This is a genomic window from Bifidobacterium sp. POST2/T3 (B1), assembly GCF_058197115.1.
The window spans coordinates 1-13,782 of the sequence record NZ_JBVPQK010000047.1 but is presented as its reverse complement, the minus strand read 5'-3'; the positions used below and the strand labels follow the sequence as shown (position 1 = coordinate 13,782).

General features: G+C 60.9%; 13 protein-coding genes and 1 tRNA gene. 10 read left to right on the top strand and 4 right to left on the bottom strand.

Features of this window, described 5'->3' with window-relative positions; all coding sequences use genetic code 11:
• Positions 1 to 21 precede the first annotated feature (21 nt).
• Positions 22 to 1,338: a uracil-xanthine permease family protein gene (locus AC0AP0_RS03870; RefSeq protein ID WP_110425290.1), complete on the top strand. Its 1,317-nt coding sequence runs from the start codon at positions 22 to 24 to the stop codon at positions 1,336 to 1,338.
• A gap of 313 nt (positions 1,339 to 1,651) precedes the next feature.
• Here AC0AP0_RS03870 and AC0AP0_RS03865 read toward each other — a convergent pair whose 3' ends face one another.
• Together AC0AP0_RS03865 and AC0AP0_RS03860 are read right to left on the bottom strand one after the other, a co-directional pair.
• Positions 1,652 to 2,527: a TrmH family RNA methyltransferase gene (locus AC0AP0_RS03865; RefSeq protein ID WP_490429441.1), complete on the bottom strand. Its 876-nt coding sequence runs from the start codon at positions 2,525 to 2,527 to the stop codon at positions 1,652 to 1,654.
• A gap of 238 nt (positions 2,528 to 2,765) precedes the next feature.
• Positions 2,766 to 2,854 (bottom strand) — tRNA-Leu (locus AC0AP0_RS03860).
• A 119-nt stretch (positions 2,855 to 2,973) separates the two neighbouring features.
• On the opposite strand from AC0AP0_RS03860, the gene AC0AP0_RS03855 reads away from it, so the two are divergent.
• From AC0AP0_RS03855 to era, 6 genes are all read left to right on the top strand, one after another.
• On the top strand, positions 2,974 to 3,774 hold the full coding sequence (locus tag AC0AP0_RS03855) for a 16S rRNA (uracil(1498)-N(3))-methyltransferase (RefSeq protein WP_110425289.1): 801 nt from the start codon (positions 2,974 to 2,976) through the stop codon (positions 3,772 to 3,774).
• Positions 3,775 to 3,861: 87 nt separating this feature from the next.
• Positions 3,862 to 4,209 (top strand): histidine triad nucleotide-binding protein, encoded by a 348-nt coding sequence (locus AC0AP0_RS03850; RefSeq protein ID WP_046322963.1) that lies wholly within the window; start codon positions 3,862 to 3,864, stop codon positions 4,207 to 4,209.
• Between the two features lie 40 nt (positions 4,210 to 4,249).
• Positions 4,250 to 5,404 (top strand): PhoH family protein, encoded by a 1,155-nt coding sequence (locus tag AC0AP0_RS03845; RefSeq protein WP_490429440.1) that lies wholly within the window; start codon positions 4,250 to 4,252, stop codon positions 5,402 to 5,404.
• Positions 5,401 to 5,955: an rRNA maturation RNase YbeY gene (gene ybeY / locus AC0AP0_RS03840; RefSeq protein ID WP_046322961.1), complete on the top strand. Its 555-nt coding sequence runs from the start codon at positions 5,401 to 5,403 to the stop codon at positions 5,953 to 5,955. The genes AC0AP0_RS03845 and ybeY overlap by 4 nt, the downstream gene beginning before the upstream one ends.
• Positions 5,948 to 7,366 (top strand): hemolysin family protein, encoded by a 1,419-nt coding sequence (locus AC0AP0_RS03835; RefSeq protein ID WP_490429439.1) that lies wholly within the window; start codon positions 5,948 to 5,950, stop codon positions 7,364 to 7,366. Before ybeY ends, AC0AP0_RS03835 begins: the two co-directional genes overlap by 8 nt.
• Entirely contained in the window at positions 7,363 to 8,316 is a 954-nt protein-coding gene (gene era / locus AC0AP0_RS03830; RefSeq protein WP_110417245.1) for a GTPase Era, read from the top strand. The genes AC0AP0_RS03835 and era overlap by 4 nt, the downstream gene beginning before the upstream one ends.
• A gap of 6 nt (positions 8,317 to 8,322) precedes the next feature.
• Here the strand turns inward: era and AC0AP0_RS03825 are convergent, their stop codons facing one another.
• Positions 8,323 to 10,332 carry an AMP-dependent synthetase/ligase gene (locus tag AC0AP0_RS03825; protein ID WP_211120137.1) on the bottom strand — a complete coding sequence of 670 codons (2,010 nt, stop codon included), beginning with the start codon at positions 10,330 to 10,332 and terminating at the stop codon, positions 8,323 to 8,325.
• A gap of 236 nt (positions 10,333 to 10,568) precedes the next feature.
• On the opposite strand from AC0AP0_RS03825, the gene AC0AP0_RS03820 reads away from it, so the two are divergent.
• From AC0AP0_RS03820 to AC0AP0_RS03810, 3 genes are all read left to right on the top strand, one after another.
• Positions 10,569 to 11,192: a 50S ribosomal protein L25/general stress protein Ctc gene (locus AC0AP0_RS03820; protein WP_121913434.1), complete on the top strand. Its 624-nt coding sequence runs from the start codon at positions 10,569 to 10,571 to the stop codon at positions 11,190 to 11,192.
• 186 nt (positions 11,193 to 11,378) lie between these two features.
• On the top strand, positions 11,379 to 12,506 hold the full coding sequence (locus AC0AP0_RS03815) for a branched-chain amino acid aminotransferase (protein WP_046322956.1): 1,128 nt from the start codon (positions 11,379 to 11,381) through the stop codon (positions 12,504 to 12,506).
• A 183-nt stretch (positions 12,507 to 12,689) separates the two neighbouring features.
• Entirely contained in the window at positions 12,690 to 13,496 is an 807-nt protein-coding gene (locus AC0AP0_RS03810) for a trimeric intracellular cation channel family protein (protein WP_489931946.1), read from the top strand.
• A 40-nt stretch (positions 13,497 to 13,536) separates the two neighbouring features.
• Here AC0AP0_RS03810 and rpsT read toward each other — a convergent pair.
• A partial coding sequence (gene rpsT, locus AC0AP0_RS03805; RefSeq protein WP_490429438.1) for a 30S ribosomal protein S20 occupies positions 13,537 to 13,782 on the bottom strand: 246 nt, incomplete at its 5' end.

The window sequence follows — 13,782 nt, the reverse complement described above, 5'->3', positions numbered from 1 at the left end:
CATGAGAGAAAGCACAGTGAAATGGCATTGTCCATGGGCTGGAAACTGCACGGCGACGGGAAAACATTGGCTCCGGGTGAGGTTGTGGAACCCGATGAGCGACTCACATGGCCACGTACGGCTGGCATCGGCGCCCAGCATGTCATCGCCATGTTCGGTTCCACTTTCTTGGTTCCCATCCTTACTGGATTCGATCCCTCTACCACCCTCTTCTTCACGGCCATGTCCACGGCCCTCTTCCTGCTGATCAACCGCAACCGTCTGCCCTCCTACCTGGGCAGCTCCTTCGGCTTCATCGCCCCGGTCCTGGCAGTGACCACCGCCCACAAGGGCCTGGCTGTGGCCTCCTTCGGGATCATGGTCACCGGCGCCCTGCTCTTCCTGATTGGTCTGATCGTCCACTTCGCAGGTTCGCGATGGATCGATATGATCATGCCCCCGGTGGTCAACGGTGCCATCGTCGCCATCATCGGCTTCAACCTGGCCCCCTCGGCCTGGAAGAACTTCAAGTCGGCCCCGCTGACCGCCCTGATCACCCTGGTGGCTGTTATGCTGATAGCCGTCCTCTTCAAGGGCCTGATCGGCCGTCTCAACATCCTTTTGGGCGTCATTGTCGGCTACATCTTCGCAGTCACCCAGGGCCAGGTGGACTTCGCTGCTGTGGAAAAGGCTGCCTGGTTCGGTCTACCTCACTTCCACACTCCTCAGGCCGACCCATCTGTCTTGGCCATGTTCATCCCCGTGGTGCTGGTCCTGGTGGCCGAGAACATCGGTCACGTCAAGTCGGTGGCCCTGATGACCGGCCGAGATTATGACGATCAGATCGGAACCGCCCTGATGGCCGACGGACTGGGCACCACTTTGGCCGGGCTGGGCGGAGGCTCGGGCACCACTACTTACGCAGAGAACATCGGCGTCATGGCCGCCACCAAGGTCTACTCCACGGCCGCCTACTGGTGCGCCGCCATCTTTGCCTTCCTGCTCTCCCTGTGCCCCAAGTTCGGGGCCATCATCAACACCATTCCCACCGGCGTTCTGGGCGGGGTTACCACCATGCTCTATGGCATGATCGGCATGCTGGGCATCCGTATCTGGGTGGAGAACAAGGTGGACTTCGGTAAGTCCGTCAACATGACCGTGGGCGCCGTCGTCATGATCGTGGGCATCGCGGACTTCACCTTCGCGGTGGCCGGGGTCAGCTTCAACGGCATCGCCATCGGCTCGGTCGCCACTCTGGTCATGTACCACGGTCTCAAGGCCATCGGCCGCTGGCGGGGGACCATCGACCCTGACGACTACATCCATGAGGATTCGCAGGCTGTCTCAAAAGAGGGCTGATTGCGTAGGGTCATCCGTTTTCCTTGGTCGCCTCATGTTCGGATGTTGTCTGTGATCAGGCATCGCCTGATGCCAAGGGTCGTCTGATGTCAAAGATTGTCTGGTACTAAGTGCTCGACCCGGCCACGGAGTGAAGCGACTGAGGCACCATGAATCTGCTATGTAGTACGGGCTCGATTTACAAGCTCAGTCAGTCGCTTAGTGGGTTCAGTTGGTTGCCAGAAATCAGTTGGCTGCAAGAGATCAGTTGGTCGGCTCGGTCAGTTTGTTAACGAGCTCAACTGGCTGGCTGGGCTTAGTTGCCAGACTTGGTTCAGCCAGCATGCTTGGGTCTGGTCGCGTAAAAGGCCACGGCACTTGAGGCTGCTACATTCAGGCTGTCCACCTCGTGGCTCATGGGGATGCGCACGGTCAGGTCCGCCCGGGCGACGGTCCTGTGGCTCAGCCCGTCGCCTTCGGTACCGAATATCAGGGCCAGGCGATCGATCCGGTCAGTCCCTGGTCCTAGGCGTTCAGCCAATTCATCCAGGCTGATGGCATCCCGGTTCAGGGCCATGGCCGCCGTGGTGAAGCCGAGATCATGGAGTTGGCGCATGCCTTGGTTGGGCCAGGCGTGGACGTCGTCGCCGCCAATCCTGGTCCAGGGAACCTGAAAGACCGTGCCCATTGAGACCCGTGCGGCCCTGCGGTAAAGGGGATCGGAGCAGGAGGGGGTGACCAGGACCGCATCCACCTGCAGGGCTGCCGCAGAACGCATCAGGGCGCCGATGTTGGTGTGATCAACGATGTTCTCCATGACGGCCACCCGCTTTGCCGAGCGGCAGATCTGCTCTACTGTAGGCAGAGGCCAGCGTCGCATGGCGGCCAGCGCGCCCCGATGCAGCCGGTACCCGGTTATGGTCTTGAGCTGAGCAGGACTGGCCACGTAGATGGGAACGTTGGGTCCAAAGGCTGCGTCCACCTGGTCGAACATGGAGCTCATTCCCTCAAGCCAAGGCTCCTCGACCAGGAAGGAAATGGGCTCAACCCCGGCATCCAGGGCACGGGCGATGACCTTGGGGGACTCGGCGATGAACAGACCCTTGGCTGGTTCCAGACGATTGCGCAACTGCGGCTCGGTCAGCCTGGTGTAGGCCTCGATTCTGTCGTCCTCGATGGAGTCGATTCTCACCTTCAGCACGCCTGCCATACCTCCTTCTGGTTCTGACAACAGCATAGGCGGCGCGACCGAAAACCAAGTCTTGATCATTTCGGTGAAGAAGTCAGACGACAAGTCAAAAAGAGCTGTATGGATCAGCTGCCTGAATCAAAGCCACGATTCCAGCCATACATGGATTTACGAATTCTATATGTGACACTGATTCTCAGCAAATATATAAATTAGAAAAGATACGAACCTCAGCAGTCACCAACGACATGGAATCGAGTGTCCGGAACGGGAGTTGAACCCGTACGCCTGTATATATATAGGCACTAGCACCTCAAGCTAGCGCGTCTACCATTCCGCCACCCGGACAGGTGCGTAATCGCAACGGAAATAATCATAGCATCTCAGGCGGCATTGCGCACTGGTCGATTGGGGGAGCGTGTCGTCGTAGGCGAGTGCTTTTCGGCAGCGGGCTGTAGCCTAACACCATGACCGCACCCCTCTTCCTGCTGGATCCCGACCATGATGATTCCCCATTGGCCAGTGATGAGCTCCATACCGGCTGGCGCCTGACCCTGCCCGAGCACATCCGTCGCCATGCCCTGGGCTCCATGAGGCTGAAGAACGGGGACCAGCTGGATCTTTCAGACGGAGATGGACTGCGCATCAGCGCCCTGGTCAGGGATGCATCGACCGGCTTGGTGGAGGTCACCACTGTAGGACGCCGGGCACCTCCCGAGAAGGAATTGATTCTTGTTCAGGCTCTGGCTAAGGGCGGTAGGGACGAGCAGGCCATCGACATGGCTACCCAGATCGGGGTGGATCAGGTCATGCCCTGGCAGGCTGACCGGTCCATAGCCAAATGGCGGCCCGGCCGCAACGACCGGCACTGGCAGGCCACCTTGGACGCGGCTACCGAACAGAGCCGAAGGTCCTACCGTCCTCGACTGCTGGACAAGGTGGACAGTCATGGTCTCGCATCTTGGTGCCGGAAGGCGACCGATCAGGGACGTCTGGTCCTGGTACTGCACCAGGATGCCGACCTTGGATGGGATGCGGTCCGCAAACGCGTAAATAAGCTGCCGTCGGGCTCGTCGGTTGCCATAGTTGTGGGGCCCGAGGGAGGCATTGCCGATCAGGAGATTCAGGGCATGATGAGGCAGGGGGCCCTACCGGTCCGGCTGGGGGGCAACATCCTCCGTGCCGCTTTGGCCGGACCTGTGGCCTTGACCCTTCTGGCGGACATGCTGGGTCGTTGGCAGTCAGAAGCCCCTGAGCTCAGCGCATGAAGTCGCGCGCAATATACAACCTCGACAATAAGATGGGAAACAGCGAAAACGCCAAAAAGCCATGTCGGCAAACGGTAAGGAGTGGTCATGAGCGATGACGATCGACAGGAGGACTGCATTTTCTGCAAAATCGTGGCAGGGGAGGTCCCCAGTGAAAAGGTCTATGAGGATGAGACCGTCTACGCTTTCAAGGATGCCAACCCCAAGGCCGCCGTCCATGTCCTGATCGTCCCGCGTCACCACTACGCGTCCGTGGCTGAATTGGCCAAGGCCGATCCCAACACCCTGGCCCACATCGTCCAGGTGGCGCAGCAGATCGCCGACCAGGATTTCCACGGAGCCTACCGGCTGATCTTCAACACGGGGGAGGATGCCGGCCAATCGGTCTTTCATGTCCACGCCCACGTCCTGACCGGACAGGTGCTGCCCGAGTGAAGCCCATGTTCACCATCGTCATCGTGCAGGAAGGGAATCCGTGGCGGTAACTACGCGAACCCTGGAGATTCCGGAGGGAATCGACCCGGTTCAGGTGTTGGGGCCGGAAGACGCAGTCATTGACAGGATCGAGCGTGCCTTCCCGGCAGTGTCTATCCTGGTTCGTGGCAACCGGATTATGCTGCGGGCTCAGGACCGGCAGGGCGACGTTGAGGCGGCACAGATCAGGGATCTACTGACCGAACTCATGCAGAACGCCGATCAGGTTCCCGTGGATGCCGATCAGGTGGGGCGAATACTGGACCACCGTCGTTTGGGGAACGCCGACGCAGTCGATTACTCCCATCCGGAAGAGCAAAAAATTACAGACCGCAATACTCAGGATCGCAATACGATAAACCATACTTCTGTAGACCGCGATTATGGGCAGACAGCTATGGCAGAGTCGGAGCGGAACAACGCTCTGGAAGGCATTGACCAACCACGTCAGGCAGCCCCAGCTGCAGTTCGCCGCCGCCCTCTGACCCAGGCTTCCAAGGGTCCGATCAGGCCCAAGACCGCTGGCCAGTCCGCCTATGTGGCCGCCATTGAAACGCATACCATCACTTTCGGCATTGGTCCGGCCGGCACCGGCAAGACCTATTTGGCAGTGGCCAAGGCCGTTCAGGAATTCCGGGCCGGCCGCATCGGCCGCATCATCCTGACCCGGCCTGCTGTGGAGGCGGGAGAGAGCCTGGGCTTTCTGCCTGGCACCCTCAATGAGAAGGTCGACCCCTATCTGCGGCCCCTCTACGATGCCCTGGCCGACATGCTGGGCACTTCGCGGCTCCACCGCCTTCTGGCCGATGAGACCATTGAAGTGGCCCCGCTGGCCTACATGCGGGGGCGCACCCTGAACGATGCCTTCGTCATCCTGGACGAAGCGCAGAACACCACCCGCAGGCAGATGAAGATGTTCTTGACCCGCCTGGGTTTCAACACCAAGATGGTCATCACCGGCGACGTCACCCAGGTGGATTTGGGTGGGCCTGCATCTGGTCTGGCCACTATCGAACAGGTTCTGCACGGCATCGACGATATTGCCTTCGTGCACCTGCAGGCGGCCGATGTGGTGCGCAATCGGCTGGTCGGGCAGATTGTCCGGGCCTACGACCGCGCCGATCAAGCCCGCAGCCGGAGACGGGAGCAGGCATGAGCGTTGAAGTGACCAACGAGACCCAATGGCTGATCGATGCCAAAACCTTCTCCGATCTGGGAGTGTGGGTGCTGGACCAGATGCGGGTGAGCACCCAGTCCGACATGACTATCATCTTCAACGATCCCGAGCCCATGGCGGTGCTGCACGAGCGCTGGATGAACCTGGTCGGCCCTACTGATGTCATGAGCTTCCCTATGGACGAGCTGCGTCCCGGCGACGAGAACCATCGGCAGGAGGGCATCCTGGGCGACATCGTCATCTGCCCCTGGGTGGCGGCACAGCAGGCTCTGGCTGCCGGTCATTCCACCATGGAGGAGATGCTGCTGCTGGCGATTCACGGTACACTGCACCTGCTTGGATACGACCACGCCAGCAGGGAGCAGGAGGCGCAGATGTTCGGACTGCAGCGCCAGCTGCTGCTGACCTTCCTGGCCTTGCGCCAGGGACCTATTGCGAATGCCGCGCTGCCGGCCGGAGCCACCAATGCTTTGGAGATCTATGAGCGGTACGGCCGTGGTGCCTCTCAGAGAGGCAAATCCCATGAATGAGCGGACCATAGCCGCCATGGTGGTCATGGCTTTGGCCATCATCGCCTTGGTCATACTCGCCCTGGCGCTGGCTGAGGCCCAGGGGGCGCTCAACAGAGTGACCCGATCCAGTCTCAACAATTTGATTCTGGGCCTGCAGACCGATCAGGAACTCAGTCAGTTCTCCAGGATGAAGCGAATCGACCGCATTCATCGGGCCCAGAACCTAATCTCCCAGCGGCAGGTGACTGGAAGCGCCTGTGCCTTTTTCCGCATCATCTGTGACATCATGGTCGGCGTCCTGGTGGCCTGCATGGCTGCTCTTGGTGGCATGCCTCTCTGGGAGCAGCTGCTGTGCGGAGTGGTCATAGCCATCCTGGTGGCTGCCATCTCCGTCACCCTGGGCCCTCGTGGTCGTTCCCGTCAGCCCATGGAAGCGTTGCTCAAACACGTGCGCCTGGTCGGGATGGCTGTTTTGTTGACCCCCTTCAAGCGTCGACGGCAGGCTGAAGCCAGTGCCCGCAAAAACCTTCGCGGCGAACTTTCCGACGACGAGGAACTGGAGAAGATCCAGATCGAACAGGGTCGGGCCATGGTCGACCAGCTGGTGGAGGCCGGTGCCTTTGATCCCGAGATCTCCGAGATGTTGAAGAATGTGCTGACACTATCGACTACGCTGACACGCGAAATCATGGTTCCTCGCACCGACATGATCTGCATCTCCAAGGATGCCAGTTTGGATTCGGCTCTGAAGCTCTTCTCCCGGTCGGGATTCTCCCGTATTCCCGCCATTGGTGAAGACGTGGATGACCTGGTCGGTATCGTCTATTTGAAGGATGTGGTCCGCGCCCTGGCCTTCAACCGCAAGAGTGACAGATCAGTTGCCTCCATAATCCGTCGTCCCGTTTTGGTGCCTGAGTCAAAGCCCGTGGACGACCTTTTCCACTACATGCAACGCTCACGCCACCACCTGGCTGTGGTTGTGGACGAGTACGGGGGCATAGCCGGTTTGGTCACCATTGAGGATGCCATCGAGCAGATCGTGGGCGAGCTGGAGGATGAGCACGACCGGGTCCAGCACGACGAGCCCAAGCAGATCGGCCCGCACACTTGGCAGCTGCCGGTCCGCACGCCTATCGCCGACCTGGAGGAGCTCTACGAGATCACCATTGACGAAGATGACGTAGATACGGTCTACGGTTTGTTGACCAAGCTGCTGGGCTCCGTGCCAGTTTCAGGCTCATCGGCGGTGACCCGAGGAATAAGATTGACCGCCGGCGAGGCGGTCGGCCGTCGCAAGAAGATCGCCACCATCGTGGTCGAGCCAGCCAACGGATCCAACATCGCCCTGGACCTGGAAGGCGGTGCGGAGCAAGAAGACGAACAGGCCGACAGGGATCAATCCGAGCAGGACAGTCAGGAGAATTCATGACCAAGGAAGAACAGAGCGAGGGCAAGGCACCGGTCCACCGATCGGGTTTCGTGGCGGTAGTGGGCCGACCCAATGTGGGCAAGTCCACGCTCATGAACGCCCTGGTAGGCAGGCCCATCGCCATAGCTTCCTCAAGGCCAGAGACTACCCGCAAGGCCATTCGGGGGATAATGACCCGCCCCGAGGCCCAGGTGGTCTTGGTGGACACCCCAGGCATCCATCGCCCGCGTACCTTGTTGGGCCAACGGCTCAACGACGTGGTGGAGGCCTCCCTGTCGGACGTGGATGCCATTGCGTTCCTGCTGCCCGCAGACCAGGCCATCGGTCCAGGCGACCGTCGCATTCTCAGCCGGTTGCGGTCCGATTTCGCCCATAAGGACAAGGACGGCAAGTGGATTTGGCGAAAGCCTCTGATCGCCGTAGTGACGAAGATCGACCAGCTGAGCAAAAGCCAGCTGGTGGACAAGCTCCTGCAGATCGGGGCCTTCGCCGACTTCTCCCAGATTGTTCCGGTCAGCGCCCTGGAGGCTGACAACGTGGACGAGGTGGCCAAGGTTCTAATGGATGTCATGCCCGAAGGCCCTCAGCTCTACCCTGACGACCAGCTGACCGAGGAGCGTCCCGAGGACATGATTGCTGAGCTGGTTCGCGGAGCCTACCTGGAGGAGCTCAACGACGAGCTGCCCCACTCCCTGGCAGTTCGTGTGGAGTCAATCGATCCGGATCCAGAGGGCGGGCGCGACACGCTCCATATAGGCATTTATGTAGAGCGTGACTCCCAGAAGCCCATCGTCATCGGGCGGGGGGCCGAGCACCTGGTGCGCGTGAAGAAGAAGTTGCGCACCGCCGTCAACCGGACCATGGGTCGCAAGGTCCGGTTGGATTTGCACGTCAAGGTCGCCCGCAACTGGCAGACTGACCCCAAGCAGTTGGAGCGCCTGGGGTTCTGATTGTGTTCAGCGGCGGGGTGCCGGGGTGCGCTTGGCCGTATACATCCGGGTGTTCAGCAGGTCAGCGTAGCGCTCGATGACCTTGGGCCGAATCACCTTCATGGATGGTGTCATCAGACCATTGTCCTGGGTGAACTCCTCGGGCAGGATGATAAACTTGCGCACCGACTCGGCCCGGGAGACGCCCTCGTTGGCCCGGTCCACATACTCCTGGACCTCGGCCCGGACCACAGCGTTCTGTGCTGCCTCCTGAAGGGACATGTTGCGATCCAGACCCTTGGAGGCCAGCCAGGGACGCAGGGCTGTTTCGTTCAGGGTGACCAGGGCTGAGATGAAGGGGCGCTTGTCGCCCAGAACCAGGGCCTGGGAGACAATTTCGGAGCGCTCGATGACCTCCTCGATGGGCCTGGGGGAGACGTTCTTGCCGCCGGCCGTGATGATCAGGTCCTTCTTGCGCCCGGTCAGGAAGAGGAACCCGTCTCGGGAGAGCCGTCCCAGGTCGCCGGTGGCGTACCAGCCGTCCTCGGTGAAGGAATCGCGGGTGGCTTCCTCATTCTTGTGGTAGCGGTGGAATACACAGATGCCCTTGATCTGCACCTCGCTGTCCGAGGCGATGCGGATGGTGAATCCTGGGAAGGGGATGCCCACCGAGCCCCGGTGGTAGGGGGTGCCCAGGGGATTGAAGGCGCAGGGCGCAGTGGTCTCGGTCAGGCCGTAGCCCTCATAAACCGGAACATTGGCGCCGCGGAAGAACCCCAGCAGCTCCGGATCCAGGGGAGCTCCTCCGGAGACAATCCACTTGGCCCGTCCGCCCAGGACCTGGCGCAGAGAAGAATAGACCAGCGGGTCATATACGGCTCTTCGCAGGGCGCTGCGCCTGGTTGGCCATCCCTGACGGGAGATGTCCTCCATGTATGTGCGTGCAGCCCGGGCCGCCCCGTTGAAGATCCTGCCCTTGATGCCGTGTCCAGCCTTCTGGGATGCGGCGTTGTAGACCTTCTCGAAGACCCTGGGCACGCCGATGATGACCGTTGGCTTGGACTCCTGCAGATCGGACAGCAGGGTAGCCAGACCAGAGGAGATGTAGACGTGCATGGTCCCGTAGACGACCCCGTAGCTGATGGCCCGAGCAAACGTGTGGGCTTGGGGCAGGAAGAGCAGGATGGATCCATCCGGGTCGTGGGTCAGATTGGGAATGAAAGCGTTCAGGTTTCTGGCCAGCTGGCAGTAGTGCTCATGGGTCATCTCCACGCCCTTGGGCGCCGCAGTGGAACCAGAGGTGTAGACGATGGAGCAGAGGTCGGTCTTGTGGATGGAGTTGATCCGCTCGTCAAGCTCGGCGTCGCTGACCGATTCCCCATAGGCCTGCAGTTCCTGCAGGGCCCCGGATTCCAGGCAGGCGATCCGCTCCAGGGTGGGGCACTCCTTGTCGGCCCCCTCGGCCTTGGCACGCATCTCTGTGGTCTGCACCACCAGTAGCCTGGCATCGGAGTTGTTGACGATGAATCGGATTTGCTCGGCCGAGTCGGTGTCGTAGATGGTGGCGATGACCCCGCCAATGGAGAGGACCGCGGCATCCACGATGTCCCACTCATAGCTGGTCCTGCACATGAAGGCCACGGCATCGCCCTTCTTCAGCCCGTAGTGCATGAAGCCCTTGGCGGTGGTCCTGATGTCGTGCAGAATCTCTCGGCCGGTCCGGTAGGTCCAGCTGCCGTTCTCCACAAAGTGCAGAACCGGCTGGTCAGGAGTGCGGCGGGCCCGATCAGCGTAGATGTCATAGACGGTCATGTCGTCTGGCACTGGACCCATGCCGGCGGTGGTGGCTGAAAGCAGTCCTGAAGCCGGATCCATGCGCGTGGTGGTGGCGTAGTCAGCTGACCAGAAATGCGTATTGGGCAGGGCGAGGGCTTCCTGGGCGGCACCTGATGGATCCGCAGCTTCCTCGCCGGTCGGTCCCTCCCCATGACCCACCTGGTGTGCCACAAAAGATTTGACCGATGCTAGTAACGACACGTTGTCTCCTTCAATAATCGCGGGATATGTCCAGAATAGCCGTTTACTTGGAGAAGGGCGGGCCCGGTGCTAAAGTAGGCACGTTGCTTTGGCGAGGGAGGCTTTCATGGCCTCCGTTATCGACTCGGCTGGATCATCGGCGGCCTTTTCTTTTGGGCGGTCCGGAATCCGACGCGGCGATGCGCCAGGACCGGCCCAGGTCGGTCTTGAGGAACCACTCAAGGAAGGAAGCCAACATGGCTAACACAATTAAGCTCGAGGGCGAAGTCCGCGACCAATTTGGCAAGGGGGCGGCACGCCGCATGCGCGTGGCCCAGCAGATCCCCGCCACCATCTACGCCGGCGGCGCCCAGCCCGACTACATCAAGCTGCCCATGCGCGAGACCACTTTAGCCCTGCGTCGTGCCAACGCCCTCTTCTCCATCAGCTTCGGCGGGCAGACCAAGACGGCGGTGGTCAAGGACGTGCAGCGCAACCCGGTCAAGCGCCAGGTAGAGCACATCGACTTCTATGAGGTCCGCGCCGGCGAGAAGGTCACCGTGGAGGTGCCTGTCTTCGTCAGTGGCGAGACCAAGGGCGCTGCCGTGGCCTTTGTCGACACCCAGAATCTGCAGGTCCGGGCCGACGTGTCCAACCTGCCCGAGCGCATCGATATCAGTGTTGAGGGCCTGGCAGAGGGCGACAAGATCCTGGCCAAGGACATCAAGCTGCCCGAAGGCTCCGAGCTGATCATCGACGATATGGAGGAATCCATCGTCTCCGTCGAGATCCCCAAGGAGGAGAGCCTGGAGACCCCCACCGAGGAAACCGGACAGACCGAGGCGGAAGCTGCCCCGGAGGCCGACGAACAGAGCGAGTGAACCAAGAGGTTCGATCTGCAAGGCCGTGGGATCATCACGATCCTGCGGCCTTTTTGTCTATAACGGTCACTATGCGAAATACGCTGAACGGGTCAGGGTCTGCCTATGCGATAGTTCGGGTACCGGGCATCGCCATAAGCATAGCGCCCGAGCAACCAATACAGTAGCAAGAAGAAGTGGTAGATAATGGCAGAGCAATCACATCACGACCCGAAGGCACTCAATGAGTTGGCGGACGCTTTCAAGGTCATTCCCAACGATCATCCCGCCTCTGACGAGGAGCGTGCCCGGCTGATTGATAAGCCTGCCTTCGGCCAGCTCTTCTCAGACAACATGGCCCACATGGGATGGACTTCAAACGACGGCTGGAAGGACCGCAGGGTTGAGCCCTACGGACCGCTCAGCCTGGATCCGGGCGCCTCGGTGCTTCACTATGCCCAGGAGGCCTTTGAGGGGCTCAAGGCCTACTACCATGACGACGGCTCCATCTGGCTCTTCCGGCCCGATGCCAATGCTCAGCGCTTCTACAATTCCGCCAAGCGTCTGGCCCTGCCTCCGCTCGAGCCCGATGACTTCCTGGGATCGGTCGCGGCCTTGGTCCGCCGTGACGCGGCCTGGGTGCCCAAGCGTCGTGAGTATACGCTCTATATGCGCCCCTATATGTTCGCCTCCGAGCCTTTCCTGGGTGTGCGCGCTCCACATGCGGTGGATTATTGCGTCATCGCCTCGCCCTCGGGACCTTACTTCGCCGGCGGTGTCAAGCCGGTCAGCATCTGGGTGGAAGACAAGTGGTTCCGCACCGGCCCCGGCGGCACCGGCTTCGCCAAGTGCGGCGGCAACTATGCGGCATCCCTGCTGGGTGAGAACCGCGGTGCTGAGCACGGATGCGAGCAGGTCTGCTTCGTCGACGCAGCCACTAAGACCTACCTGGAGGAGCTTGGCGGCATGAACATGTTCACCGTCCACAAGGACGGACACCTGGAGACCCCCAGCCTGACCGGAACCATTCTGCCCGGCGTCACCCGCAACTCCCTGATCACCCTGGCCCAGGACCACGGCCGTGACGTGGTTGAGACCATGATCCGTCTGGACACGCTGCTGGACGACATCCGCTCCGGCGAGGTCACCGAGGTGTTCGCCTGCGGGACCGCCGCCATAATCACACCGATCGGGCGCTTCAAGTCTGAGAACTTCGACGTTGAGGTGGCCGATGGTGGTTCAGGCAAGGTTACTATGGACTTCCGCAACGAGCTCCTGGGCATCCAGCTGGGCGAGATCGAGGATCCGCACGACTGGATGTGGAAGGTCTGCTGAGCGCTGACTCCATTACTGCCTGATAGGTCTTGAAAGGAAAGCGGCTTCAGGGTGATATTCCGCCTTGGGTCGCTTTCTCTCATGTTTGTGGCCTTGCGCACATCACCGGCCTGTTCTGCTGTGTGTTTGGCTAATCTATAGACGGACCTGAGTGCGGGACGAGTTCGGGAGGAGAGGCGCGGGATGAAGACGGCCTTGGAGGGGAACCTGATCTTCATGGTCATCGAGTACCTGGGCATCCTAAGTTGCGGTCTTTCAGGCGGTCTGGCTGCTGTGCGCAAGGGCTATGATATCATCGCCATTCTGCTGGTTTCGTGGATCAGCGCCTTGGGCGGCGGGGTGGTCCGTGATGTCCTGCTGGGTCAAGTGCCACCCAGCGGCATCACCGATAAGGGCTCGGTCATCGTTACCCTGGCATCCGGCCTGGTCGTAGCTGTCGCTCATCCTGAAATCAGTAGGATGACCTGGTCCATGCTGGTCACCGATGCCATGGCCCTGGGGTCTTTCGCTGTCAACGGGACCGCCAAGGCTTTGATGTGTGGAACCGGGGGCATGACGGCCATCTTTATGGGCATGGCCACGGCCCTGGTAGGCGGCCTGCTGCGAGACATCCTTCTCAACCAGGTGCCTGCGGTCATCCAGGACCAGCATTGGTACGCTCTGCCTTCCCTGATCGGCTGCCTGCTGACCCTAGCCTCCACGCGCGCCCAGCAGCACGGGCTCTATCCGGCACGGGTCGACATGGCTCTGGACCTGGCCATCGTGGCCCTGGTGGTCGTCCTGCGCATCATCTCGGTGAAATTCGACATTCTGGTGCCTGGAGCAGTGGACCGGCGCTCGGCCCGGCTGCCGCTCAACGATGTCCAGCTGGCCAGGGCCATCCGTCATCTGATGCGTGGCCGGTCGAATATCAGCGTCACCATCAAGCACACCGACGAGGATACCGGTGAGAATCCGGAGACGAATTCGGATACCAAAAAGGGCCGGTGATCCAAGCGCTTGGATCACCGGCCCTTATGGGGCACCCGGTTCAGAGGGCGTTGACAGCGTTGGCCAGACCGGACTTGCGGTTGGCGGCCTGGTTGCGGTGGATTACACCCTTTCCTGCAGCCTTGTCCAGACGGCGGGCGGCCACCTGGTAAGCAGCCTGAGCGGCCTCCTTGTCACCGGCATCCACGGCGTTACGCACGGAACGCACTGAGGTCTTGATTGCGCTCTTGACCTCCTTGTTGCGCAGGTGCGCCTTTTCGTTGGTGATGACCCGCTTCTTCTGCGA

Excerpts from the sequence above, each read along its gene's own strand:
- AC0AP0_RS03870 (WP_110425290.1), top strand. The coding sequence starts at position 22 with ATGGCATTGTCCATGGGCTGGAAACTGCACGGCGACGGGAAAACATTG.
- AC0AP0_RS03865 (WP_490429441.1), bottom strand. The coding sequence starts at position 2,527 with ATGGCAGGCGTGCTGAAGGTGAGAATCGACTCCATCGAGGACGACAGA.
- AC0AP0_RS03855 (WP_110425289.1), top strand. The coding sequence starts at position 2,974 with ATGACCGCACCCCTCTTCCTGCTGGATCCCGACCATGATGATTCCCCA.
- AC0AP0_RS03850 (WP_046322963.1), top strand. The coding sequence starts at position 3,862 with ATGAGCGATGACGATCGACAGGAGGACTGCATTTTCTGCAAAATCGTG.
- ybeY (WP_046322961.1), top strand. The coding sequence starts at position 5,401 with ATGAGCGTTGAAGTGACCAACGAGACCCAATGGCTGATCGATGCCAAA.
- AC0AP0_RS03835 (WP_490429439.1), top strand. The coding sequence starts at position 5,948 with ATGAATGAGCGGACCATAGCCGCCATGGTGGTCATGGCTTTGGCCATC.
- era (WP_110417245.1), top strand. The coding sequence starts at position 7,363 with ATGACCAAGGAAGAACAGAGCGAGGGCAAGGCACCGGTCCACCGATCG.
- AC0AP0_RS03820 (WP_121913434.1), top strand. The coding sequence starts at position 10,569 with ATGGCTAACACAATTAAGCTCGAGGGCGAAGTCCGCGACCAATTTGGC.
- AC0AP0_RS03815 (WP_046322956.1), top strand. The coding sequence starts at position 11,379 with ATGGCAGAGCAATCACATCACGACCCGAAGGCACTCAATGAGTTGGCG.
- AC0AP0_RS03810 (WP_489931946.1), top strand. The coding sequence starts at position 12,690 with ATGAAGACGGCCTTGGAGGGGAACCTGATCTTCATGGTCATCGAGTAC.